Genomic DNA, 21,602 nt, shown 5'->3' with positions numbered 1-21,602 from the left:
GCTCCCCAGGTTACAGCCACAGCAGTATATATGGAGCACTAATGTCCAACACACCGCATACCCTCGCCGAAGAGTTCCCTGGCCAGGCAGAGGCCATCCACAAGCTGAAGGTGGCTGATCCGCATTTCGCACGCCTGCTTCAAGAGTACGATGGGGTGAACGACCAGGTGCATCTGGCTGAAACCAACATCCAGCCGATTGATCAATTCGAAGAGGAAAAGCTGCGCAAACGCCGACTTCAGATCAAGGACGAGATTGCAGAAGCCCTCTCGCGCTGAGAGGATTATTGGGCGGCCCCGGCCGGCATGGTGCAGGGAAGTCTCCGGTCTGCCAGGGAAGAGAGCGCTCTATGGTTTCGCTGTTCGCGTCAAGAAAGCGCCGTTTCGCGGACCTTTCGCAAAAGGAGATCTTAGCGCTCGCGATCTCGGCGGAGGAGGAGGATAGCCGGATCTATTCCGCATACGCCTCGAAGCTGAGGCGCGACTATCCGGATAGTGCGGCAATCTTCGACGGGATGGCCGCAGAAGAGGATGAGCACCGCCGCCGGCTCATCGAGCTCTACCGACGTCTGTACGGCGATGTCATCTTTCCCTTGGGCCGGGAGCACGTATCCGACTTTTTCACGCGCAACCCCGTTTGGCTGATCGACAACCTAAGCCTCGACCGCATCCGCCAAGAGGTCTCGGAGATGGAGCAGCAGGCGCAGCATTTCTATGCCCTCGCCGCCGCTCAGGCGACCGATGCGGAAACACGCATGCTTCTCGGTGATCTGGCGCGCGCCGAGACGGTGCACGAAGCTGAAGTGGAAGAGCTTACAAAGGAGCATCTGGGCGGCGGCAAGCGCGAGGCGGAGGATCAGGCCTACCGGCGCCAATTCATCCTGACATGGGTGCAACCCGGCTTGGCCGGCCTGATGGACGGCTCCGTCTCGACGCTGGCACCGATCTTCGCGACGGCATTCGCCACCCAGAATACATGGACCACGTTCCTCGTCGGCCTCTCGGCCTCGGTCGGCGCCGGTATTTCCATGGGCTTCACCGAGGCCGCACATGACGACGGCAAGATCTCGGGCCGTGGATCACCATGGAAACGCGGGCTGGCATCTGGCGTGATGACGACCATCGGCGGACTCGGCCACGCTTTGCCCTACCTGATCCCGAACTTCTGGACGGCAACGGTCATCGCATTGATTGTCGTTTTCATCGAGCTTTGGGCCATCGTCTGGATCCAGAACCGGTACATGGAAACGCCTTTCCTTCGCGCGACGTTTCAAGTGGTGCTGGGCGGATCATTGGTTCTTGCGGCAGGCATCCTGATTGGAGGCGCATAGCGCACGGCTCGCGGAAAAAGCCAAAGCGCACCGCTTAGAGGCCAAAGGGATAGGTATCCGGTAAGCCATCAAGCTGGGCAGTGTCGAACGGCTCGATTGCGCTCGTCCTGTCCACCCAGATGTACTCATCGAATTGGCGTGGGAGAACGGCCTCGAAGTAGTGGCTGGCAAGCTCACTTTCCGGCCGGTAAACGACGCCGATCGCTCGCTCCAGTCGCGGTTTGGCAAGTCGCTCGCACAGATCGTCGCGGCGGCCGCTGCCGCGCAACGGGACAAGAAGGCCGGGTGCATTGGTCAGGTGAAACAATCGCTCGTAGCTTTGTGAATGCGCAGGACGTACGGACATGACCTGCATGGGTTCGTCCCAGGCCGACGACGCTGCAACCGTGCCGTCGTTGGTGCCAAACCCGATATGATACGAGGCGCTATCGAAATGCTCGCGGCAGAGCTGCCCGATGTTATGCTCGCCGCGACGGGCCATTTCTGTCGCAGACGCGTCTCCGATATGCGAATTGTGAGCCCAGACGACAGCCTTCGACGATGGCCCGTGATGGTTCAACAGATTTTGCAGCATCTCGAACATGTGGCTGTCGCGTAGATTCCACGATGATCGCGATCCGTAATACATCGTTCGATAGTAGCGTTCCGCATTGGCGACGAGCCGCGCGTTCTGGGCCGCATCGAAATAGCGCTCGCCGTCTTGGGCGAGATACGCCTGCTCCTTCTCGAAGAGCGTGACGAGCATGTGGGCGACATCGCGCTCGCAGGCACGAAAGCCTTCCGACAGGACGGCGCGTCCATAGGCGGCAGGGTCGGATTCCCAAGGACTGAGGCATCCGTAACGTTCACGGGCGACAGACGCGAGATCCGGGTCGACGGTCTCAAGATAATGGATGACCGATCTTATCGAGCCATAGAGGCTGTAGAGATCCAGGCCATAGACTGCCACGCGGCCGGCTGGAGTAAGCGGCGTGTTGTGATCGTGAAGCCAATCGATAAATCGGCGCGTCTCCTCGTTGCGCCACATCCAGGTCGGGAAGCGTGCGAAAGCGGTCCAATCCGAACGCTTGAGGTGACGATGCCGAACATAGTTGTCAATGCGCGCCGCATCAGGCCAGTCCGCCTCGATGGCCACGAAGGTAAAGCCTTTTCGCTCGATCAACTGTTGGGTGATCCTGGCCCGCATGCGGTAGAATTCCGAGGTGCCATGCGTTGCCTCGCCAATGAGAACGATGCGCGCATCGTCAATGCGTCTCAGGAGCGGCTCGAGATCGGCCTGCTCAAGGGCGACGAAGCTCTCGGCATGCCGGACAATAAGACCCGACGTTGAAATGCTTACGGCGGGACGTGTCTGGATCACCCGTGGTGAACGGGTTTCCCAGTCGCGCTCCCCGCTCTCCCATCCCTCTTTCCCGATGAGCGGAACGAAGCGGACGTCAGCGATGTCCTCGCGTTCGTATTCGTTCTCATCAAGGCGCGTGACGCGGATTAGCTCTTGCGCTCGGGGGTCGCTGCCGACCGGAATGAGCATGCGTCCGCCGATTTTGAGCTGCTGCAGCAGCGATTTAGGAATGTCGGGCGCACCGGCCGAGACCAGAATGGCGTCGAACGGCGCATGGTCGATCCACCCTTCCGTACCATCGGCGTGCCGCACGTGAACGTTTGTGTAGCCCGCGTCCGCGAGATTGCGGGCCGCACACTCGGCAAGCCGGCCGATCCGTTCGACTGTGAAGACCTCATTTGCGATCTCGGCCACGACGGCCGCCGCGTAGCCGGAGCCGGCACCGATCTCCAGAACCGTCTCGTCGCCCTGAAGTGCCAGCGCCTCTACCATGAAGGCCACGATATACGGCTGTGAGATCGTTTGCCCTTGCCCAATCGGCAAAGGACTGTCGGCGTACGCATCGGCCTTCTGATGTTCGGGAACGAAGCGCTCGCGCGGCACCTTGCGCATGGCGGCGAGGACGAGAGGATCGCGAACGCCGCGCGCCTCGATCTGCTCGCGGACGAATCGCTCGCGAAGGGTGTTGTCACCTGACGCCATGGACGCGAGCCCTCCCGCTAGAGCCGCTGCCGAAACGTTCTTGAGCTCACGGGCCACAATTTCTTGATGTCGCCCGGAAGCTGGTCGATGACCTGCGAGATTTCACCGGGGTCGCAATGGTGCGCGACGAGAGCGAACACGTCCTGGACGGCGCGCTCGGGCTGTGGGCGTCGCGGTAGGAGCTTCATCCTGATCTCGTCGAGGAAGGCTTGCCGGGAGCGGATGCGTTCGGGGGTCCGTGAAGGCCGCCAGCCCTCGTAGTAGATCCCGCGAATGATCGTGGGAAGCTGACCGCCAAGCTCGACCGCCTCTTCGGGCGTCAGCCGATCCCGAAGCTGATGCAGCACCACCCGCAGAACGCTGAGCGCCTCGTCCTCGCTTTCAAAATCTGCATTGTCACGGAGCTCTTTAAGCCACTCCTGCGTCTGCTGAACGGTGCGCGCAATCGAAGCTGGAATTGTCATGATGCATCTCCTCTTGACTCACAGACCGAGAAATCTCGGCCTGTGAGTGTTTCTCAAGCAGGGCAAGCATGCAGGACGTTGTTAGCCGTGGTGGGCGGCGACTGCGGTCATGACCTCGCCGGTTAGAGCGCGAGGGCCTGCATGCGAGACGTCACCGACGCTCAAAATACCGACCATCCGTTTGGCGTCGTTGATCACCGCCAGACGGCGCACCTTCTTCTGCTCCATGAGCCGGGCAGCGTCTGTGAGACTTTCATTTTCCTTGCACCAGATGATGCCTTTGGTCATGACATCGCGGGCCGTAAGCTTTGAAGGATCCTTTGAGTTCGCCAACCCGCGACAGGTGATATCGCGATCGGTAACCATTCCAATCAGACGATCGTTTTCGCCGATCGGGATGGCGCCCACATCGTGCTTTTTCATTAGAGCGGCAACTTTTGAAATCGGCGCGTTGGGCTCTGCCCACTCTACGCCTTTGTGCATAGCGTCTTTGACCTTCATGAGACCTACTCCTTCTCAAATGCGCGCGGGGGCGCAGGTCCAGACAAGGAAAGCTGCCAAGAGGGTACTGCGCGCGACCGTGCTCGAAGGACATAAGAACGCACCGTGAGCGCAAAGCGATCCCGGCAACATAAGCCAAAGCTTGAAAAAAATACCCCGAGGTCCACGCAAAACGCATTGACGGCAATCAAGTCAAAAGAACGATCGGATGACTTGCGTCGAGGGCCATGCGCTGCAGCCCTGATCGGCGTTTGTTTGTTGGCGTTTGCACTATTTGTGTGAAGCTGCGGATTTTCGATCCGAAGGGGCGTTAACTTAATCAGGATCAAGGTACGCCAAGGCAGAGCACGTAGCATGTAATTACGGCTCTCTCTTCCCACCCATTCCTCCGAGCCGCTTGACCGGGTGTCTCCCGCATGCCGGTTTTTCAGTCCCGATGTTCCCTCCATCGGGACTGAATTTATTTTAGGATCTATGCACCTTTCGCTTCCGCAAGCCGGCGCGCGATTTCCGTAAGGGGGGCATCCGCGAGATCGAGTCTCAACTCCCGCGTGAGACGGCTCCTGACGGCGTCGGAAAGGAGCGGCCGTAGATCTCCAATCATCTGCGGCGGCGCAACGATGATCAGGTCGTCGTAAGCCTTCTTTGCCAACCCGGCATCGAGAGTGAGCGCAAGCTCCTTCGCGAAATTTTTCTTCTCGGCGCGATGCGGGTCCGATTTCGGCGCGATCGCGTGCCGCCCGGGACCCACTGAGTCGAACGTCCGCGGTAGGGCATCGCGGACCATGTCGCTGGACTTCGCAATGGGATGCTCAATGTCGAGTCCCTCGACGACCGCCAAGCCGCTCTTCTGGCTGGATTGTTCCAGAACGCGGGCGTGGCCCGCATCGGCGACCAGCACCCATGTCTTCTTGCTTTTCATCACGACCTCCACACTCTGAGGCCAGATTCAATACTTCCCCGGTCGGATCGTTCCTTGCGGAAGATCAAGCGCAAGTGCCTCCCAGTGCTGTCCGCCGGCCGCTGTGAACGCGCCTGCAACGTAGGTACGAGAGCGTCTCGCAGCTCACTCGCGTTGGTCGCGAGAGGGTGTTGCGCAATAGCATCTAAGCGCCGCTATTAAGAAACTGGATGAAGGAGGGGCTAGATTATCCGCTAGCTGAGCGTAGTGTCAGCAAAGACTTTATCGTCTTTTGTTCATGCGTGTTGTTATGTGGCGTATCGTGTCGCGGCGTATATTTTCGCGGCTTTGTGCGATCGGCTTAGCCCGTCCGCACTGCCAAAGAGGCATTGGTCTTCTCCTTTCGGTTAAGGCGTTCGCTGCCTTTTGCATCGGCTTAGCCTTTGCAGGCCCGGCGAGCGCGAATGATCCCTGTACAAGCGCCCCGCCAATTCTCACCTGCACAGGCAATCAGGCCGACGGGATTTTTGTTCCCGCTAGCTTCGCAACGCTCAATGTCCATTCGCTGAACCAGCCGATTGCCCCAGCTTCAGACGTACCCGGCATCTATTTCGGAAGGGCCGGCGGTCCGATTGCGATAATCAGCAATACGGGTCCACACGGGATCTCGACGCAAGGGCATACGCTAGGACTCTACGCACCCGGCATTTGGGCGGAGTCTATCCAGGTTCTTGCAGCTATCGGCGATGCCGCGCTTACGAATGGAAACGTTTCCATCGACAGCACCGGGGGCATCCTGACCGACGGGTTCTCCGCGATGGGAATCGCGGCGGAAAGCTTCGTGTCAGTCAAGGCCAGCGGCCAAGCAGACGCGAGCAGCGGCGATATCAGCGTCACGAACAATGGGTCTATCGCGACACAAGGAGATGACTCCTTCGGTATTGGCACCTACACCGTGGCCGAGGCCGTCTCAAGCGCCAGCGATGCCAGCGCGACCAGTGGCGACGTAACCATCACGAGCGCGAGCATCGAAACCCAGAGCACCCGGGCGCACGGCATATCGGCGAACAGCTGGGCTTTCAGCAAGGCCGCTGGATCTGCCGCAGCGACCGCGGGCGATATCGAAATTATCAGCACCGGTACCGTCATCACGCACGGAGAGGGTTCCTACGGCTTGGAGGCTCGACTACTCGCTGAATCCGCAGGCGAGAGCGCAATTGCAACTGGCGGCAACGTGGCGGTGACGAGCGGCGCGGTGAAGGCGACCGGGCCTAAATCGACAGGCATCGTCGTGTATAGCTCCGTGAACAGCGCCACCTCCGGCACCGGTCCCGCCGGATCGACTGGCGGCGATATCGTTGTCACCGCCGGCCCGATAGTAATGGAGGGAGCTGAATCAACCGGACTTTATGTATTTGGTGGCGTCTCAGCGATCTCCGACAACGGAGATGCGACCGCAACCAGCGGCGCGTTGAAGGTAAAGACCGGCGACGTCACGGTTGCGGGCGAGAATGGTGTGGGAATGTTTATTGAGACCTACGCCGACGCATCAGGGGCGGGTACGGCCAGCGCCCAAGCTGGAAATGTCACCATCGACAGTACCGGTTCGATTTCGGCATTGAACACCAACGGGATCGGAATCTTTGCGAGGAGCCTAGCCTTCGGAAGCGGTGCAGAGGCCGGCGACGTCGCCATCAATATCTTGTCCGGCTCCGTGACTGGCGGCTCGGGCTTTGGATACGGCGTCGGCATAGACAATGGTAACGACAATACGATTACCAATCATGGCACGATATCGGCGCTCTCGGGGCTTGCGGTTAGAGGTGCTTTCGGAAACGAAACCCTCGACAATTCGGGCATCATCGTCGGGAACGTCGACCTCGGCGCCGGAGCTAACAGGTTCAACAACAAGGTCGGCGGCACATATCAGTCGGGTGCTTACGCCTACCTCGGCGCGGGAAATACCTTCACCAACGACGGTGACGTGACGCCGGGCGGAACCGGCGCGATCCAGACGTCGCTTCTCTTCGGCGACTTCGTGCAATCGGCAGCGGGAACGTACACGGTTGACGTCGATTGGAGCACGACGAACGCCGACGTGATCGATGTCATGGGAAGCGCCGAGCTTGCCGGAACGGTCGTTGCCGCCCCGATCAACTTCCTGTCCGGCGGAGGGCTGACGCGGCAGTTTCTGATTCTGCAGGCGGCGGGCGGCGCTGTCGACAACGGGATCTCGGTAGCGGACACGGCAGCAGTCGATTACGACGTGGTGTTCGACGCCAACGGGCAGGACGTCTACTTGAAAGTCGCCATCGATTTTCGCGGCAACGGCGCGCTGAATGCCAATCAGACAGCCATCGCCGAGAACATCAATGCCATCCAGACGGCGGGCAACAGCCCCGGCTTTATCCCGGTCGCCACGGCGCTCACCATGCTGCCGACGCAAGCCGCACTGGTGGACGCGCTCGACCAGCTGTCACCCGAGCTCTTCAGCTACGCCAACATCGAGACACTGTTTGCGGCCGAGCAGTTCTCGCAGGACCTTCTGAGCTGTTCCGTCGCGGATGGCAGCGGCGCCGCCTTTATTCGCCAGGGTCAATGCATTTGGGCCCGCGGACGGGCGCGCTTCTTGGATCTCGACGCGACCGCAGACAACGTTGGAGCCGATAGCACGGTGGGGTCGTTCTCGGGCGGCGTGCAGTTGGCGCTGGCAACGGACTGGCGCCTTGCTCTGGCGGCAGGCTATGACAGCATCTCGCTCGACGCAGGGCCCCGGGCTTCCGCCGACGGTGATCGCGCCCACCTCGGCGTGGCCGTCAAATACAACCCTGGCCCACTACTCCTCGCCGCCGCGGCGTCCGGCGGCTGGAGCGCATTCGATACCCGCCGCACGATCGCCTTTGGCGGTTTTAACGACACGGCCACGGGCGACAGTGACGTCAACTACGCGTCCGGGCGGCTCCACGCGGCCGTCCTGCTCGACCAGGGCAGTTGGTACCTGAAGCCTCTGGTCGATGGAACCGTCACCTACATCGATGCCGACGGTGTGGCAGAGCGAGGCGGCAGCGCGGCTTTGACCGTCGGAGGCACGAGCGACACGATATATGCCGTCTCGCCGGCACTCGAAATCGGCGGCGAGATGCGCTTCAGCGAGCTCTCCGTGCTGCGGCCATTCCTGCGCGCCGGCGTCACCTGGCGCGCCGGCGACAGCCTGGATTTGGCGGCGAGCTTTGCAACGGCACCCGCCGGCGTCGGTCCCTTCACCATCGCGACGGCCCTCGACGACGTGCTCGCGGACGTGAGCGCGGGTGTTGATCTCATCAACGCAGGAGGGGCCGTTCTTCGCGTGCAGTACGACGGTCGCTTCGGCGAGGACACAGCCCAGAACAGCGCCAGCCTCAAGGGCAGCGTTCCGTTCTAGGCGTGCGAGGGGCGCGCGTGCGGCTAGCCCTCGTTCACGCAATTCCATAATAGCCTTTGTACCAGGCGACGAAGCGCTGCACGCCGTCCTCGATCGGCGTCTTCGGCTGAAAGCCGATATCCGCCACCAGCGCGTCGATGTCGGCGCAGGTGCGCGGCACGTCGCCCGGCTGCAGCGGCGCCATGACTTTCTCGGCCTTGCGCCCGAGCGCCGTCTCGAGAGTTGCGATGAGATCCATCAGCTCGACTGGCCGGTTGTTGCCGATATTGTAGAGCCGATAAGGTGCGTTCGAGGTGCCGGGATCCGGATCGTCGCCGCTCCAGGCGGGATCAGGCTGCGCGATCCTGTCGAGGGTGCGCACCACGCCCTCCACGATGTCGTCGATGTAGGTGAAGTCGCGCGCGTGCTGGCCGTAGTTGAACACCTCGATCGGCTCGCCCGCCAGAATGCGGCGCGTGAATAGGAACAGCGACATGTCGGGCCGGCCCCACGGCCCGTACACAGTGAAGAAGCGCAGCCCCGTCGTCGGTAGTCCGTAGAGGTGGGAATAGGAGTGGGCCAACAGCTCGTTGGCCTTTTTGGTGGCCGCGTAGAGGCTCAGCGGATGGTCGACGTTGTCGTGCACGCTGAACGGCATGTTGGTGTTGCCACCGTAAACCGACGAGGAGGAGGCATAGACGAGGTGCGCAATGTCATGCTGCCGGCAGCCTTCGAGAATGTGCAGGAAGCCGGTGAGATTGGAATCGACATAGCTGTGCGGATTTTCGAGGCCATATCGAACACCGGCCTGGGCCGCGAGGTGCACGACGCGCTCCGGCTTGTGCACCGCGAACACCTCTTCCATGTCCGCGCGGTCCTTGAGGTCGCATTTGATGAACTGAAAGTTGGGCTGACCTTCGAGCAGCGCTAAACGCGCTCGCTTGAGCGAGACGTCATAGTAGGCGTTGAGATTGTCGAGCCCGACCACGGTATCGCCGCGCGACAGAAGCGCCTGCGCGGTTGCGGCTCCGATGAAGCCGGCCGCGCCTGTAACGAGCACTTTCATGCGTCAAACCAAATCCGTTTCAAGGACACTGCGCCGGCTTACTTCGGCACGCGCCAGCCGCGTAGCCATGCGACGATATTCGTCCAGAACGTGGCGATCGCGACCAGCCCCGTCACCAGCAGGACGGAAATGACGAGCTGGACGACGCCGAAGTTCGCCGAATCCTGCGCCACGAACCATCCGGCGATGATGGCGGCCACGTACATGATCGGTCGAACGAGCCAGTTCAGCATGGTGGGGCACTCTGTCTAGGGACTGGGCGTGACGTCCTTAACCTCGGCATTTCCGCGCCGCCCCTCTGTCAGGCGCTGGAATACCACATAAAGCATTGGAATGAGGAAGATACCGAACAGCGCCGCCGCCAGCATGCCGGCGAGCACGGGCACGCCGACCGCGATCATGCTGTCCGCGCCGGGGCCGTTGGCGATCACCAGGGGAACGAGGCCCATGATGAACGCGAAGCTGGTCATCATGACCGGCCGGAAGCGCAGCCGCGCCCCGTCGACCGCCGACTCGAGCAGCGAGTCGCCTGCCGCGCGCCGCTCGATGGAGAACGCCACGATCAGGATCGCGTTCTTCGCCGCGAGCGCGATCAGCACCACGAGCCCGATCTGTGCGTAGAGGGTGAAGCTCATACCGAGCACCCAAAGTGTCGCGATGGCACCCAACACCGATACGGCCACGGACAGCAGCACAGGTATGGGAATCATCCAGCTCTCATAGAGCGCGACCAAGAACAGATAGGCGAACACCAGCGCCAGGCCGAGCACGATGGTAGTTTGCCCCGCGGATTCGATCTGCTCCAGGGCTTGCCCCGTCCACTCATAGGCATAGCCGTCAGGCAGCGTCTGCGCCGACACTTCCTGCATCGCCTCAATCGCTTCGCCCGGGCCGCGTCCCGGACCGGGACTGCCGTTGATGGAGATTGCGCGATAGTTGTTGTAGCGCGTGATCGTTCGCGGCCCGACGTCGAGGCGAACATCGGCGATGCTCGCGAGCGGCGTCATCTCACCGGCGGCGTTCTTGACGTAGATGGCCGAAATATCGTTGATCGAGCTGCGATATTTGCTTTCCGCCATCATGCGCACCGTCCAGGTGCGGCCGTACAAGTTGAAATCGTTGACGTAGTACCCGCCGAGCGTGGCCTGCAGTGCTGCGAACACGTCCGACAGCGTGATGTTGAGCGCACGCGTCTTGTCACGGTCGATGTCCAGACGGATCTGCGGAGTCTCGGCTTCGAACGTCGAGAACACGGCCGCAAGCTCCGGCCTTTGGTTCGCATTCACCGCAAGCGAGCGCATGACGGCGGCCATGTCGGCCGGGCTTTGCCCCTGCAATGCCTCGAGCACGTACTCGAAACCGCCCACCTGGCCGAGGCCCGAGATCGAGGGCGGATTGAGCGCGATCATGTTGCCGTCGGGCACGCCGGCAAGCGCGCCGGTAAGCCGCCGGGCCACCACGGTCGAGTGCATATTCGCCGCAGTGCGCTCCTCGTACGGCTTGAGGCGCACAAACATGACGCCGCCATTCGAAGCCGAGCCGCCACCGAGGAAGTCGAGGCCAAGCACGGTCGTGACCGTCTCCACGGCCGGATCGTTGCGAACGATAGCCGATGCCTTCGCGGCAGCCTCGGCCGTACGGTTGAGCGAGGCGCCCGCCGGCAAGTTGACGACGGTGATGATGAAGCCCTTGTCCTCGTCGGGGAGGAAGCCGGAGGGCGTGCGCGCGAAGATGAAGTAGGTCGCAGCGCAGATCAGGATGAGCGCCACGATGCTTGCGGATGAAACGGCAACGAGTCGGCGCACGACGCTCGCATAGCCCTCAGCCGTGCGGTCAATGGCGCCGGTGATCCGCTGCATGATGCCGACGGGGTGGCCGGGCTTGAGCAGCATCGCGCAAAGCGCCGGCGAGAGCGTAAGCGCGTTGATGGCCGAGATGACCATGGCCGCCGAGATCGTGATCGCGAACTGGCGGAACAGCACGCCCGACGAGCCGGGCAGGAACGCCACCGGCACGAACACCGAAAGCAGCACGAGCGTGATCGCGATCACGGGCCCCGCGATCTCGGTCATCGCCTTGTGCGTTGCCTCTGCCGGAGTGAGATGTGGCTCCTCGTGCATCACGCGCTCGACGTTCTCCACCACGATGATGGCGTCGTCAACCACGATGCCGATCGCGAGCACGAGTGCGAGCAGGGATATGGTATTCGCCGAGTAGCCCATGGCGTAGAGCACGGCGAGGGCGCCTATGATGGCGACGGGCACGGCGATCAAGGGGATCAGCGTAGGCCGCAATCGCCCGAGGAACACGAAGACAACCAGCGCGACCAGTACGAAGGCCTCGATCAGCGTGTCGATCACCTTGTCGATCATCGCTGAGACGAAGTCGGCGGTGTTGTAGACGTAGGCGAACTCCACGCCGGCCGGGAAGCGCGTCCGGAGCTCATCGAGCCGCTTGGAGACCGCCGTCGCCACGTTGACCGCGTTCGCGCCCGGCGAGAGATAGACACCGACGGGTGCCGCCGGCTTGCCGTTGTAAAGCGCCTCGCTGTCGAACGTCGCTGCTTCGAGCTCGACGCGGGCCACGTCGCGCACGCGCACGAACGAGCCGTCGCTCTGTGCCCGGACGATGATGTTTTCGAACTCCTCGACGCTGGTCAGGCGCCCCTTGGTGGTCACCGTGAGCTGCAGCCGCTGATCGGGCGACAAGGGCGCCGCGCCGATGCGGCCGGCCGCCGCCTGGACGTTCTGGGTCTGGACCGCCGCGATCACGTCCTGCGTCGAGAGGTCGAAGTTCGCGAGCCGCTCCGGATTGATCCAGATGCGCATCGAGTAGTCGCGTGCGCCGAAGATCGAGGCATCGCCGACACCCGGCACGCGCTTGATCTCGTCGAGGATGTTGAGCGTGACGAAGTTCGACAGGAACAGCCCGTCCTTGTCGCCCTCGGGCGAGTAGAACAGGAACACCTGCAGGAGGTCCGTCGAGACCTTGGCGATGGTGAGGCCCGTGCGGCGTACCTCCTCGGGTAGCTTGGCCGTCGCCAGATTGGCGCGGTTCTGCACGTTCACAGTATCGATGTCCGGATCGGTGCCGAGCAGGAACGAGACGGTCAGAGAGTAGGAACCGTCGTTGGCCGACGTCGACTTCATGTAGCGCATGTCGGTGACGCCGTTGATGGCATTCTCGAGCGGCTGCGCGACGCTTTCCTCGACCGTCTCGGCGTCAGCGCCCGCATACGTCGCGCTGACACGCACCGTCGGCGGCGCGATTTCTGGATACTGCGCTACCGGGATGACGCGCATGGCAATGAGGCCGGCCAGCGTGATCACGATGGACACGACCATCGCAAGGCGGGGACGGCGAATGAAAAGGTCGAAGATCATGACGCCGCCCTATTGCTGCTCGAGGCCAGCGCCCGATTGGAATTCACTCGGCTCGACGACGATGCCTGGCCGAACCTTCTGATGTCCGCTGATGATGACGCGATCGCCCTCGGCGAGCCCGCCCTTCACGATGATCAGCGGGCCGCGCTGCTCGCCCACCTCGACGCGGCGGATCTCAACCTTGTTCTCGGGTGTCACCGCCAGCACGTAGGCGCCTTGCTGATCGAGCAGAATAGCCGCCTGAGAGATCATGAGCTTATGATCCGGTTCTTTTGCGACCACGCTGACGCCGACGATCTGCTGGTCCACGAGCAAGCGCTGCGGGTTGGGAATCTCGGCACGCACCGTCACCGTGTCGGTGCCGGTATTGCTTTGCGGCTCCGAAAACTTGATCGTGCCGTCCTGATCGTAGGTGCTGCCGTCAGGCAGTCTGAGCCGCACCACGACGGATTCCGCGGTGAGCCCCTCCTTGCGTACAGCGAGCAACGAGCGCTGCGGCACCGGGAAGGCCACGTACATCGGATCCTGACGCACGAGCGTGAGCAGGGGATTGCTGGATGGGCTCACGTACTCGCCAACTGAGTACGTCGCGCGGCCGGTCCGCCCGTCCATCGGTGCGCGGATTTCAGTGTAGCTGAGATCCAGCTTGGCCTTTGTCAGGGCCGCGTCGCGGTTACGCACTTCGGCGTGCGCCTGAGACAATTTGGAGGTCGCATCATCGAGAGCCGACAGAGAAGCGGTGCCCCGGCCGGCGAGTTCCTTCGTGCGATCGTAAGTGGCCTGAGCGAGCTCGAGAGCGGCGCGAGCGCTGGCGAGGCCCGCTTCGGCCTGAGCGAGAGCCGCCTCGTAGGGCGCGCGCTCGAGCGTGAAAAGGATCTGGTCGCGCTTCACCTCGCTGCCTTCGTCGAAGCCGCGGCTGGCAAGGAAGCCGTCGATACGCGCGCGGATTGAAACCTTGTCGATCGCCTGCACGCGGCCGGTGAACGTCGATTCTTCCGCCACGTCATGGAGCTTCACCGTTTCCACGATCACGCTCGGCGGTGGCGGCGTACCGCCGGGTGCCTGCGCGGCGGCTGCTTGGGCCAAACAGCCAGCGAAAAGGAGCGCTGCAGCGAGACGGGGCAATGTCAGCATGGTGGAGTCCAGTTGTGGGAGGGAAGACCGAAGGGGGCACGGTCGTTTAACGGCAGGACAAGACCAACGTATTACGCGGTAACTATGTTTGAGTAAACTGGTGAGTTTTGCCACGCTTTGCCATGCATCGCCGCGTCTTGATTCACGGGGAGAGACCGACGTGCATCATACAATACGACAACCCCCGGGGGAGGGGGCACCCGGGGGTCAAGGGGAGGGAACGAAACACGGCCGAGGGTGAGCCGTGATGCGAGACGAACGTCCGGCCCGTCCAAATGGTTCCGGACATGCGGCCGAAGCATCAATGGTCTCCGCAACCCTTCTCTTCGCCTTGCGTTACCGAATGCATGGAGGTGCCGATGACTGACAAGTCCGTGACCGTCACAGACGGACCCGACAAGCCGGCCCTGCAATGGGCATTGCTCTATCCCGAGCGCGGCCAGAGCGTCATGTTCCGCACAGAGAATGAAATTGTCGAAGCGCGGATCGCCGAAATGATCGAGATGGGGAACGGCTTCGACTTCGATCTAAAGGGCACATTCTGCTCCGGGCCTCTGTGTGATCAGCCGTTCCACGGAACCTACAGCGTTGAATCGCGGTCAGGTCTGCTGACGGTCGGTCTGTAATTCTTAGGTCTACGAGATGCCGTGCCGCTTGAGCCAATCGAGAAGCCGTGACCAGCCTTCCCTGGCAGGCTCGGCGCGATAGCTCGGTCTGTAGTCGGCGTGGAACGCATGCGGCGCATCTTTGAAGGCGACGATCTCGCAGGTCTTGCCGGCTTTTTCGCAAGCCGCACGCATGGTAGCCACGGTGTCCAGCGGAATGCCCTGATCGGCGCCGCCATAGAGACCGAGCACCGGCGCCTTGAGATCTTCGGCAACGTCGACCGGATGCTTCGGCGTCAACGCTGATGCCTCACCTACGAGGCGCCCATACCAGGCCACGCCGGCTTTGACCTTGGGATTGTGCGCCGCGTAGAGCCATGTGATCCGCCCGCCCCAGCAGAAGCCCGTGATAGCAAGGCGCGCTACGTCACCATTCGAGGTCGCGGTATAGGCAACGGCCGCATCGAGATCGCTCATCACCTGCGCGTCCGGCACCTTCGCCACGACCGCGCGGATCTCGTCGATGCTCTTGAGATTGGAGACGTCTCCCTGGCGCACGTACATCTCCGGCGCGATCGCGAGATACCCGGCTTTCGCAAGCCGGCGGCACACGTCCTTGATGTGCTCGTGAACGCCGAAGATCTCCTGCACGACGAGGACGACCGGGAACGGGCCGCCCGTGGCGGGGTTGGCGCGATAGGCCGGGATCTTGCGATCCGCAGCGTCGATCTGCACCTCGCCCGCCTTGAGGCCTTGGGTATCGGTGGTGATTGTCGTCTCGGCCGCCACCGGCTGCGTCGCGAGCGCAAACCCCGTGGCCAGTGTTGTCAGCACGGCCTCGCGCCGCGACGGCTCAAACTTTGGAAAAAGGCTCTGCATGTCGGCCGCGAGATTGGCGGCATCGGGATCCGCGTCGGAGCGGGTGGAGTGAGCCATATCCGAAAACCTCCCCAATCTGGCTGGCGTCAGGGGAGAGATGGGGCCGCCCGTCACGGGTTCAAGCGTGAGCGCCGTGTGCGCCCCGGTCAGGCCTTGCTCGTCGAGCGCCCCTTGCTACCCGCGCGGGGCTTTTTCACGGTTTTGGCTGCCGGCTTCCCCTTCCCCCAGTCGCGCGGCGCCAGCTCTCCGCTGTTCTCGAGCCGCCGCCGCCGGTGCGCCTCGAGTCGCGACCTCTTGAGTAGGATCGCGTCGTAGTTGGGATGGCTGGGGTCGAGCTGCGTGTGCACGGGTTCGGGCTTAGGGGACTTCATGCAGAGCCTGCGGCGGACTGATTTTTTGTTATGGGATAATATCCCGCATTATAGGGAAAAATTCCCGATCCGCAGCCCCTTTGTTTAGAACCCCAGCCGCGCGAAGGTCTCGGATGTCCCCGAATTTGAGAGCAATTCCTGCATAATCAGTGTGTTGCGAGATAATCTCTCAGCGGACGATCGCGACGACCCGCGCCGGCGCGGCCGACGCCCCGACAATCTTCAACGGAAACACGGCCACCTCGAAGCCGTGTGGCGGCAGGGCGCCGAGGTTCGTCAGCTGCTCCATGTGCCAATAGGGGCGCCGCTGCCCGACGCGGTGTGCCTCCCAGAACAGGGTGGCGTCGTTCGTGGCGCGCGCCTTGGCGATCTGGGCCCGAAACGGCAGATCCCACCCCCACTGGTCGATGCCCATGACGGTGACGCCCCGGTCGAGGAGCCACTCGGTCGCCTCCGCGCTCATGCCCGTGCCCGTCTTCCAGAACGCCTTTGTGTCCATGAGCCGGTCGCGGCCGGTGCGAATGAGAACGATCGTGCGGTCTGTGAGCGTCGCCCCGGATTTGGTGAGGGCCGCTTCCATGTCGGCGACGGTGATCGGATCGTCGTCCGCCTTGTGCGTCAGGTCGAGCACGACGCCGGGACCGAAGCAGCGATCGAGCGGGATCTCGTCGATGGTCTGCGCACGCTCGCCTGCGGAGGTCGGTCCGTAGTGCCACGGCGCATCGATGTGCGTCGTCGCGTGCACACCCATGCTGAACGTATCGTCGGCCCAGCCCACGAAGTCGCGCGGAAACAGCCGGAACGGCAGGCCCAAGAGACGCACGAGCAGCTTTGCGAGCCGGTGCGGCTTGTGCTTGACCTTGACCCGCATGAAGAACGGATCGTCACGGTTGAAGCGCACGGGCTTCGAGAGATCGATGACTTTCATGCTGTGCGTCCATCTTTGTCGACGATGCGATTGGTCAACGTGCCGATGCCCTCGATGCCGATCTCCACCACGTCGCCGACGGCGAGTAGCCGTCCCGTCTCGATGCCGCTGCCGCCGGGAAGTGTCCCCGTCGCGAACAGCTCGCCGGGACGAAGGCGCTCCGAGCGTGAGGCATGCGCGAGCGCTTCGCCGAGAGACCAGGGCGGGTCTGCACTCGACGGCGTGGCAATGAGCTTGCCGTTGATGCGCACGAACCCATTGAGATCGCGCCAGCGCGGCAGGATCTCGTCGGCGCTCACCATGATGGCCGACATGCCGTTGCAGAAGTGCTTGGCCTTTTGTGGCCCGAAGCCGGAGCGCATCTCGTCGTGCTGTACGTCTCGCGCGCTGAAATCGTTGACGACCACGAAGCCGCCGATGGCCGCCTCCGCTTCAGCGGGATCGGCATCGTAGAGTTCGCGAGCAAGTACAAAGCCCAGCTCCAGCTCGTAATCGAGCGCGCGAGTATAGGATGGTAGCACTACATCGCCATCCGACACGAACGCCAGATGATTGCCCATGTAGTAGATCGGCTGCCGGTACCAGAGCCGGTGCGGCTTGAGTGGTGGAAACGGCGGCCCCAGAACGGCCTCGTAGGCCCGCACGATTCCCCACGCACGCGGCAGGAACGAGCGGACGAACCCGCGCGCCGCGTCGATGGCATGGCTCTCGTAGAGCATGAAGTCACGGAACGAGCGCGGCGCGAACGGCAGGGTGGGCGTATGTCCATCGTCCTCGGAGAGGGTAAGGCTCGCGGCTACGGTGGCGAGGCGCGCGCGAACATCGGCTGGCGCAGCGAGGAGCGCAACGACATCCTCGGACCAGCGTCGCGCATTTTCATCGGAGATCTCGGAGCCGAGGCTTTCCAGCGCGCGCGCCATATCCACCCAGCCGTCCGTGACCGCGATCTGCAGCCGGGACGTTGCGCCATTGCTCACCCGCCTGAGCTTCATGGGACTTCCTCGAGGTTAACAGGGCACCGGTCGGCAAAAGATCGGTGCGAGTGTGCTGTCACAACATGGAAAGCCGTTCAACAATCCGTCTGCCGCATGGCCGCAGTTGCTCGCGCCGGCCCGGCGTGCGATTGGCTTGGGCCGCCTCTAGAAAAGATATCCCGCAGAAAGTTCATGTCCTCAACCTGGCTCGAAAAGCAGTGTCCCGAACCGTCCGCTCGCCACGACGCGGCGGCCCGCGCCCGCCAGGCGGCGCTCACCAAGCCTGCGGGCTCGCTCGGCGTCCTTGAAACTCTGGCGATCACGCTAGCGGCTCTGCAGGCAACGGACCGGCCACGCGCCGAGAAGGCGCCCATCATCCTGTTCGCGGGCGATCATGGCGTCTCCGCGCAAGGCATCTCGGCCTATCCCGCGGCGGTTACCGTCGAGATGCTGCGCAACTTCGCCTCCGGCGGCGCAGCGGTCGCGGTGCTGGCGCGCCAGCTCGGCGTGCCGTTGACGGTAATCGACGTCGGCACGAGTGCCGCTGAGCCGATCGCGGGTGTCGTCGTCGATAAACGGCGACCGGGCACGCGCGACTTCACCGTCGAGCCGGCGATGACGGACGAGGAGCTCGACTTCGCGCTCGCCGCCGGGCGTCGCGCCGTCGAAGGGGCGATTCCTGCCGATCTCTTTCTTTTCGGTGAGATGGGCATCGGCAACACGACCGCGGCCGCGGCAGTTGCCGCCGCACTGCTCGCCAGAGCGCCAGCGGAAATTGCCGGCGCCGGAACCGGACTCGATGCCGACGGCATCGCGCACAAGGTCCGCATCATCGAAACCGGGTTAGGGCGCCATGACCTCGCCGGAGCAGGCACGGATCCGCGCCGTGTGCTCGCGGCCGTAGGCGGGTTCGAGATCGCGGCGCTGTCGGGCGCCATCGTCGCCGCGGCTCAGGCCGGCTGCCCCGTGCTTGTCGACGGCTTCATCGTCACCGTGGCAGCGCTCGCCGCGACACGGCTCAACCCGTCCTGCGAACCCTGGCTCATCTATGCGCACCGCTCCGCTGAGCGAGGACACGGCGCCGTGCTCGACGCACTCGCTGCACGCCCTGTCCTGGGTCTCGACTTGAGGCTCGGCGAGGGCTCGGGTGCGGCCGTCGCGCTCTCCGTGCTGCGCCTCGCCTGCGCGCTTCACAACGGCATGGCGACGTTCGAGGAGGCGGCCGTGTCGGGCCGCTCGCCGCCGTGACCGCCGTCGATTTCCTGCGCCACGGTGAGACGGATGCGGGAGGCGTCATGCTTGGCCGCACCGATCTTCCGCTCTCAGACATGGGGCGCGCGGCCGTTGAGCGCCAGATCGCGCAGCGCCGGTGGGTCACCATCGTATCATCGCCGCTCGCACGGGCGCGCGAGACCGCCGCGGTTGCCGCCGTGTCGGGGCAAGTTGTGGAGATCGATCCGGCTTGGCGCGAGATCGACTTCGGCGATTGGGATGGCCAACGTCGCGACAGCCTTGCACAAGATCCGCTGTTCGCGGCGTTCTATGCGAACCCCGACGAGCAGGCGCCACCCAACGGCGAGCCGATGCGCGAGGTTCGCGCGCGCATCACGGAAGCGCTGGATCGCCTTGCGAAGCGGGACGGGCCCGTGCTCGTCGTGACGCACGGAGGTGCCATTCGCATGGCGCTATCGGTGTTGCTCGCCATCCCGCTCGAGCGAGTTTGGGCCATCCGCATCGCTTGCGCAACGCGTATCCGCGTTGAACTGGGCGCGCACCCTAGCCACGGGCTGTGGGGAGAGATCGTCGAGATCGTGCAGCCGCGAACCGAGGGTGGGTCATGACCGGCTTCTTCACCGCGCTGATGTTCCTCACCCGTGTGCCCATCCCACGCAGCAGAGCCGAAGGCGCAGGCGATCTCGCCGGCGCGGCACCCTGGCTTCCGGTCGTCGGTGCATTCATTGGAGCGCTCGTGGCTGCCGCCGTTCTCGCCGGCGCGCTCGTCGACCCCTGGGTCGGCGCGCTGTTGGGCCTGTTGGTCTGGGTGCTCGTAACAGGTGGCTTGCATATCGATGGCCTCGGCGATGTCGCCGACGGCCTCGGCGCGGCCCACGGGAACCCTGAGCGCTTCGTCACCGTCGCGCGCGATCCCCACCTCGGGAGCTTCGGCGCCATCGCCATCGCGCTGCAGATCGCAGCCAAGCTTGTGCTGCTCGGCGTTCTCGCACGAAACGCGTCCGCCGAAACCGTGATCGCGGGACTTATGCTCGCGGCCGCGTGGGCGCGCTGGGGTGCGCTCGCGCTCGGCCGTGCCCTGCCGCCGCTTGCAGAGGGCCTGGCAAGCCGCCTCGCGTTGGGGATCGAAACGCGCACTGTCGCACTGGAGGCCGCCGCGCTGGCCGCACTGACGCTCTACTTCGCGCCGCTGTTGCTCGGCGCGCTGCCGCTGATCGTCGCGTTCGCGCTCTACTGGCGCCTCCGCCTCGGCGGCGTGAGCGGCGATTGCCTGGGCGCCAGCATCGAGGTTCTGGAATCCGCGCTGCTTCTCTTGCTGCTGCTAGCATGACGGCCTTGTTTCGCGTGACGGCCGGCTATGCTAGCACGCGAAACCCGAGAGCCTCGGACGGACACACCTGATGACCTTTGCGCTGGCCTTTCTCGCTCTGCTCGTCGAGGCCGCTGCCGGCTATCCGCAGGCGCTGGTCCAACGCATCGGTCATCCGGTCACATGGATCGGCGCGCTGATCGCGCGCGCCGAGACGGTCTGGAACGAAGGTCACCTGTCGTTTGCCCGAGGGCGTTTGCGCGGCATCCTGGCATTGGCGACGGTGCTGCTCGTGACGCTGTCGGTCACGCTGCTGCTCGGGCATGCGCTGCGCCTCGTCCTGCCGACGCTGGCGGTGCTCGCGATCGAAGCCGTGCTGGCGAGCACCCTGCTCGCCGCGCGCAGTCTCGACGAACACGTAACAGAGGTGGCGGAAGCATTGGAGAGCGGTGGCCTGCCCGCTGGTCGGGTAGCCGTCGCCCGCATCGTCGGGCGTGATCCGCAGACGCTTGACGAGGCCGGCGTCTCACGTGCCGCCATCGAGAGCCTCGCGGAGAACTTCTCCGATGGCGTGGTCGCCCCCGTGTTCTGGCTCCTCGTCGGCGGCCTGCCGGGATGTGCGCTCTACAAGGTGATCAATACCGCCGATAGCATGATTGGCCACAAGTCCGAGCGCTATCTGGCTTTCGGCTGGGCGGCGGCGCGGTTGGATGACCTCGTCAACCTGCCGGCTTCGCGTCTCTCCGCGTTCTGGATCGCGGCCGCGGCGCGCCTGACGCCCGGTGCCGACTGGCGGCAAGCAGTGCTCTGCGCCATTACCGACGCCCCGCGCCACCGCTCCCCGAACGCCGGCTGGCCCGAGGCGGCGATGGCCGGCGCGCTTGGGATCGCGCTCGCAGGTCCGCGCAGCTACGGCGGCAAACGCGTCGACGACGCCTGGATGGGCTCGGGTCGGCGCGATTTGACCGCGGCAGACATCCAGCGCGCGCTGCGCCTCTACCGTATCGCCTACGTGTTGCAGGCAGCGACCATTGGCGTCGGCGCCCTGATCATCGCGCCGTTCGCGCTCTGGATTTGACA

Annotated in this window: 20 protein-coding genes; 8 read left to right on the top strand and 12 right to left on the bottom strand. The window is 63.6% G+C overall.

Annotated elements, in window-relative coordinates; translation table 11 throughout:
• Positions 1–41: 41 nt before the first annotated feature.
• Both CS1GBM3_RS05275 and mbfA read left to right on the top strand, forming a co-directional pair.
• Complete coding sequence (locus CS1GBM3_RS05275) at positions 42–278, top strand: YdcH family protein (protein ID WP_072392348.1); 237 nt, start codon at positions 42–44, stop codon at positions 276–278.
• 71 nt (positions 279–349) lie between these two features.
• Entirely contained in the window at positions 350–1,330 is a 981-nt protein-coding gene (mbfA, locus tag CS1GBM3_RS05270) for an iron exporter MbfA (protein WP_072392345.1), read from the top strand.
• A 34-nt stretch (positions 1,331–1,364) separates the two neighbouring features.
• Here mbfA and CS1GBM3_RS05265 read toward each other — a convergent pair whose 3' ends face one another.
• From CS1GBM3_RS05265 to CS1GBM3_RS05250, 4 genes are all read right to left on the bottom strand, one after another.
• Complete coding sequence (locus CS1GBM3_RS05265; protein ID WP_072392342.1) at positions 1,365–3,374, bottom strand: protein-L-isoaspartate(D-aspartate) O-methyltransferase; 2,010 nt, start codon at positions 3,372–3,374, stop codon at positions 1,365–1,367.
• Positions 3,375–3,391: 17 nt separating this feature from the next.
• Positions 3,392–3,838, bottom strand: coding sequence for a DUF2267 domain-containing protein (locus tag CS1GBM3_RS05260; RefSeq protein WP_072392339.1), 447 nt, complete (start codon positions 3,836–3,838; stop codon positions 3,392–3,394).
• Positions 3,839–3,919: 81 nt separating this feature from the next.
• On the bottom strand, positions 3,920–4,339 hold the full coding sequence (locus tag CS1GBM3_RS05255) for a CBS domain-containing protein (protein WP_072392336.1): 420 nt from the start codon (positions 4,337–4,339) through the stop codon (positions 3,920–3,922).
• A gap of 472 nt (positions 4,340–4,811) precedes the next feature.
• A complete protein-coding gene (locus tag CS1GBM3_RS05250; protein WP_072392333.1) occupies positions 4,812–5,261 on the bottom strand; it encodes a host attachment protein in 450 nt (149 codons plus the stop codon).
• Positions 5,262–6,081: 820 nt separating this feature from the next.
• Between CS1GBM3_RS05250 and CS1GBM3_RS05245 the strand changes: the two genes are divergently transcribed.
• Positions 6,082–8,661: an autotransporter outer membrane beta-barrel domain-containing protein gene (locus CS1GBM3_RS05245; protein ID WP_171946426.1), complete on the top strand. Its 2,580-nt coding sequence runs from the start codon at positions 6,082–6,084 to the stop codon at positions 8,659–8,661.
• Between the two features lie 34 nt (positions 8,662–8,695).
• Here CS1GBM3_RS05245 and CS1GBM3_RS05240 read toward each other — a convergent pair whose 3' ends face one another.
• Genes CS1GBM3_RS05240 through CS1GBM3_RS05225 form a run of 4 tightly spaced genes read right to left on the bottom strand, consistent with a single transcriptional unit; the run spans position 8,696 to position 14,223 of the window.
• Entirely contained in the window at positions 8,696–9,706 is a 1,011-nt protein-coding gene (locus CS1GBM3_RS05240) for an NAD-dependent epimerase (RefSeq protein ID WP_072392328.1), read from the bottom strand.
• A gap of 38 nt (positions 9,707–9,744) precedes the next feature.
• Complete coding sequence (locus tag CS1GBM3_RS05235) at positions 9,745–9,939, bottom strand: hypothetical protein (protein ID WP_072392324.1); 195 nt, start codon at positions 9,937–9,939, stop codon at positions 9,745–9,747.
• Positions 9,940–9,954: 15 nt separating this feature from the next.
• The gene (locus CS1GBM3_RS05230) at positions 9,955–13,089 is read right to left on the bottom strand and encodes an efflux RND transporter permease subunit (protein WP_072392321.1); all 3,135 of its coding nucleotides are present in this window, start codon (positions 13,087–13,089) and stop codon (positions 9,955–9,957) included.
• A gap of 9 nt (positions 13,090–13,098) precedes the next feature.
• Positions 13,099–14,223, bottom strand: a complete 1,125-nt coding sequence (locus CS1GBM3_RS05225; protein ID WP_072392318.1) for an efflux RND transporter periplasmic adaptor subunit — start codon at positions 14,221–14,223, stop codon at positions 13,099–13,101.
• Positions 14,224–14,582: 359 nt separating this feature from the next.
• Here CS1GBM3_RS05225 and CS1GBM3_RS05220 point away from each other — a divergent pair, with 359 nt between their 5' ends.
• Entirely contained in the window at positions 14,583–14,849 is a 267-nt protein-coding gene (locus CS1GBM3_RS05220; RefSeq protein WP_139247798.1) for a hypothetical protein, read from the top strand.
• Positions 14,850–14,858: 9 nt separating this feature from the next.
• Here the strand turns inward: CS1GBM3_RS05220 and CS1GBM3_RS05215 are convergent, their stop codons facing one another.
• From CS1GBM3_RS05215 to CS1GBM3_RS05200, 4 genes are all read right to left on the bottom strand, one after another.
• Entirely contained in the window at positions 14,859–15,764 is a 906-nt protein-coding gene (locus CS1GBM3_RS05215; protein WP_171946425.1) for a dienelactone hydrolase family protein, read from the bottom strand.
• An 89-nt stretch (positions 15,765–15,853) separates the two neighbouring features.
• On the bottom strand, positions 15,854–16,078 hold the full coding sequence (locus CS1GBM3_RS05210; protein WP_139247797.1) for a hypothetical protein: 225 nt from the start codon (positions 16,076–16,078) through the stop codon (positions 15,854–15,856).
• A gap of 169 nt (positions 16,079–16,247) precedes the next feature.
• Positions 16,248–17,006: a cyclase family protein gene (locus tag CS1GBM3_RS05205; RefSeq protein ID WP_072392309.1), complete on the bottom strand. Its 759-nt coding sequence runs from the start codon at positions 17,004–17,006 to the stop codon at positions 16,248–16,250.
• Complete coding sequence (locus tag CS1GBM3_RS05200; RefSeq protein ID WP_072392306.1) at positions 17,003–17,998, bottom strand: fumarylacetoacetate hydrolase family protein; 996 nt, start codon at positions 17,996–17,998, stop codon at positions 17,003–17,005. The genes CS1GBM3_RS05205 and CS1GBM3_RS05200 overlap by 4 nt, the downstream gene beginning before the upstream one ends.
• Positions 17,999–18,172: 174 nt before the next feature.
• On the opposite strand from CS1GBM3_RS05200, the gene cobT reads away from it, so the two are divergent.
• The 4 genes from cobT to cbiB all read left to right on the top strand — a co-directional run bounded on the left by cobT (position 18,173) and on the right by cbiB (position 21,600).
• Positions 18,173–19,228 carry a nicotinate-nucleotide--dimethylbenzimidazole phosphoribosyltransferase gene (gene cobT / locus CS1GBM3_RS05195; RefSeq protein WP_072392304.1) on the top strand — a complete coding sequence of 352 codons (1,056 nt, stop codon included), beginning with the start codon at positions 18,173–18,175 and terminating at the stop codon, positions 19,226–19,228.
• Positions 19,225–19,821: a histidine phosphatase family protein gene (locus tag CS1GBM3_RS05190; RefSeq protein ID WP_244534556.1), complete on the top strand. Its 597-nt coding sequence runs from the start codon at positions 19,225–19,227 to the stop codon at positions 19,819–19,821. The genes cobT and CS1GBM3_RS05190 overlap by 4 nt, the downstream gene beginning before the upstream one ends.
• The gene (locus CS1GBM3_RS05185) at positions 19,818–20,543 is read left to right on the top strand and encodes an adenosylcobinamide-GDP ribazoletransferase (RefSeq protein ID WP_072392301.1); all 726 of its coding nucleotides are present in this window, start codon (positions 19,818–19,820) and stop codon (positions 20,541–20,543) included. The genes CS1GBM3_RS05190 and CS1GBM3_RS05185 overlap by 4 nt, the downstream gene beginning before the upstream one ends.
• A 70-nt stretch (positions 20,544–20,613) precedes the next feature.
• Complete coding sequence (gene cbiB / locus CS1GBM3_RS05180) at positions 20,614–21,600, top strand: adenosylcobinamide-phosphate synthase CbiB (RefSeq protein WP_072392298.1); 987 nt, start codon at positions 20,614–20,616, stop codon at positions 21,598–21,600.
• The last annotated feature ends 2 nt before the right edge of the window (positions 21,601–21,602 follow it).

It is taken from the genome of Hyphomicrobium sp. CS1GBMeth3, assembly GCF_900117455.1.
GTDB lineage: Bacteria > Pseudomonadota > Alphaproteobacteria > Rhizobiales > Hyphomicrobiaceae > Hyphomicrobium_C.
The sequence above is the reverse complement of the archived record's forward strand: the minus strand, read 5'-3'. Positions and strand labels throughout refer to the sequence as shown.

Bases quoted from the DNA above. Each gene is read 5' to 3' on its own strand.
- CS1GBM3_RS05275 (WP_072392348.1), top strand. From the start codon at position 42: ATGTCCAACACACCGCATACCCTCGCCGAAGAGTTCCCTGGCCAGGCA.
- mbfA (WP_072392345.1), top strand. From the start codon at position 350: ATGGTTTCGCTGTTCGCGTCAAGAAAGCGCCGTTTCGCGGACCTTTCG.
- CS1GBM3_RS05265 (WP_072392342.1), bottom strand. From the start codon at position 3,374: ATGGCGTCAGGTGACAACACCCTTCGCGAGCGATTCGTCCGCGAGCAG.
- CS1GBM3_RS05260 (WP_072392339.1), bottom strand. From the start codon at position 3,838: ATGACAATTCCAGCTTCGATTGCGCGCACCGTTCAGCAGACGCAGGAG.
- CS1GBM3_RS05255 (WP_072392336.1), bottom strand. From the start codon at position 4,339: ATGAAGGTCAAAGACGCTATGCACAAAGGCGTAGAGTGGGCAGAGCCC.
- CS1GBM3_RS05250 (WP_072392333.1), bottom strand. From the start codon at position 5,261: ATGAAAAGCAAGAAGACATGGGTGCTGGTCGCCGATGCGGGCCACGCC.
- CS1GBM3_RS05240 (WP_072392328.1), bottom strand. From the start codon at position 9,706: ATGAAAGTGCTCGTTACAGGCGCGGCCGGCTTCATCGGAGCCGCAACC.
- CS1GBM3_RS05235 (WP_072392324.1), bottom strand. From the start codon at position 9,939: ATGCTGAACTGGCTCGTTCGACCGATCATGTACGTGGCCGCCATCATC.
- CS1GBM3_RS05230 (WP_072392321.1), bottom strand. From the start codon at position 13,089: ATGATCTTCGACCTTTTCATTCGCCGTCCCCGCCTTGCGATGGTCGTG.
- CS1GBM3_RS05225 (WP_072392318.1), bottom strand. From the start codon at position 14,223: ATGCTGACATTGCCCCGTCTCGCTGCAGCGCTCCTTTTCGCTGGCTGT.
- CS1GBM3_RS05220 (WP_139247798.1), top strand. From the start codon at position 14,583: ATGACTGACAAGTCCGTGACCGTCACAGACGGACCCGACAAGCCGGCC.
- CS1GBM3_RS05215 (WP_171946425.1), bottom strand. From the start codon at position 15,764: ATGGCTCACTCCACCCGCTCCGACGCGGATCCCGATGCCGCCAATCTC.
- CS1GBM3_RS05210 (WP_139247797.1), bottom strand. From the start codon at position 16,078: ATGAAGTCCCCTAAGCCCGAACCCGTGCACACGCAGCTCGACCCCAGC.
- CS1GBM3_RS05205 (WP_072392309.1), bottom strand. From the start codon at position 17,006: ATGAAAGTCATCGATCTCTCGAAGCCCGTGCGCTTCAACCGTGACGAT.
- CS1GBM3_RS05200 (WP_072392306.1), bottom strand. From the start codon at position 17,998: ATGAAGCTCAGGCGGGTGAGCAATGGCGCAACGTCCCGGCTGCAGATC.
- cobT (WP_072392304.1), top strand. From the start codon at position 18,173: ATGTCCTCAACCTGGCTCGAAAAGCAGTGTCCCGAACCGTCCGCTCGC.
- CS1GBM3_RS05185 (WP_072392301.1), top strand. From the start codon at position 19,818: ATGACCGGCTTCTTCACCGCGCTGATGTTCCTCACCCGTGTGCCCATC.
- cbiB (WP_072392298.1), top strand. From the start codon at position 20,614: ATGACCTTTGCGCTGGCCTTTCTCGCTCTGCTCGTCGAGGCCGCTGCC.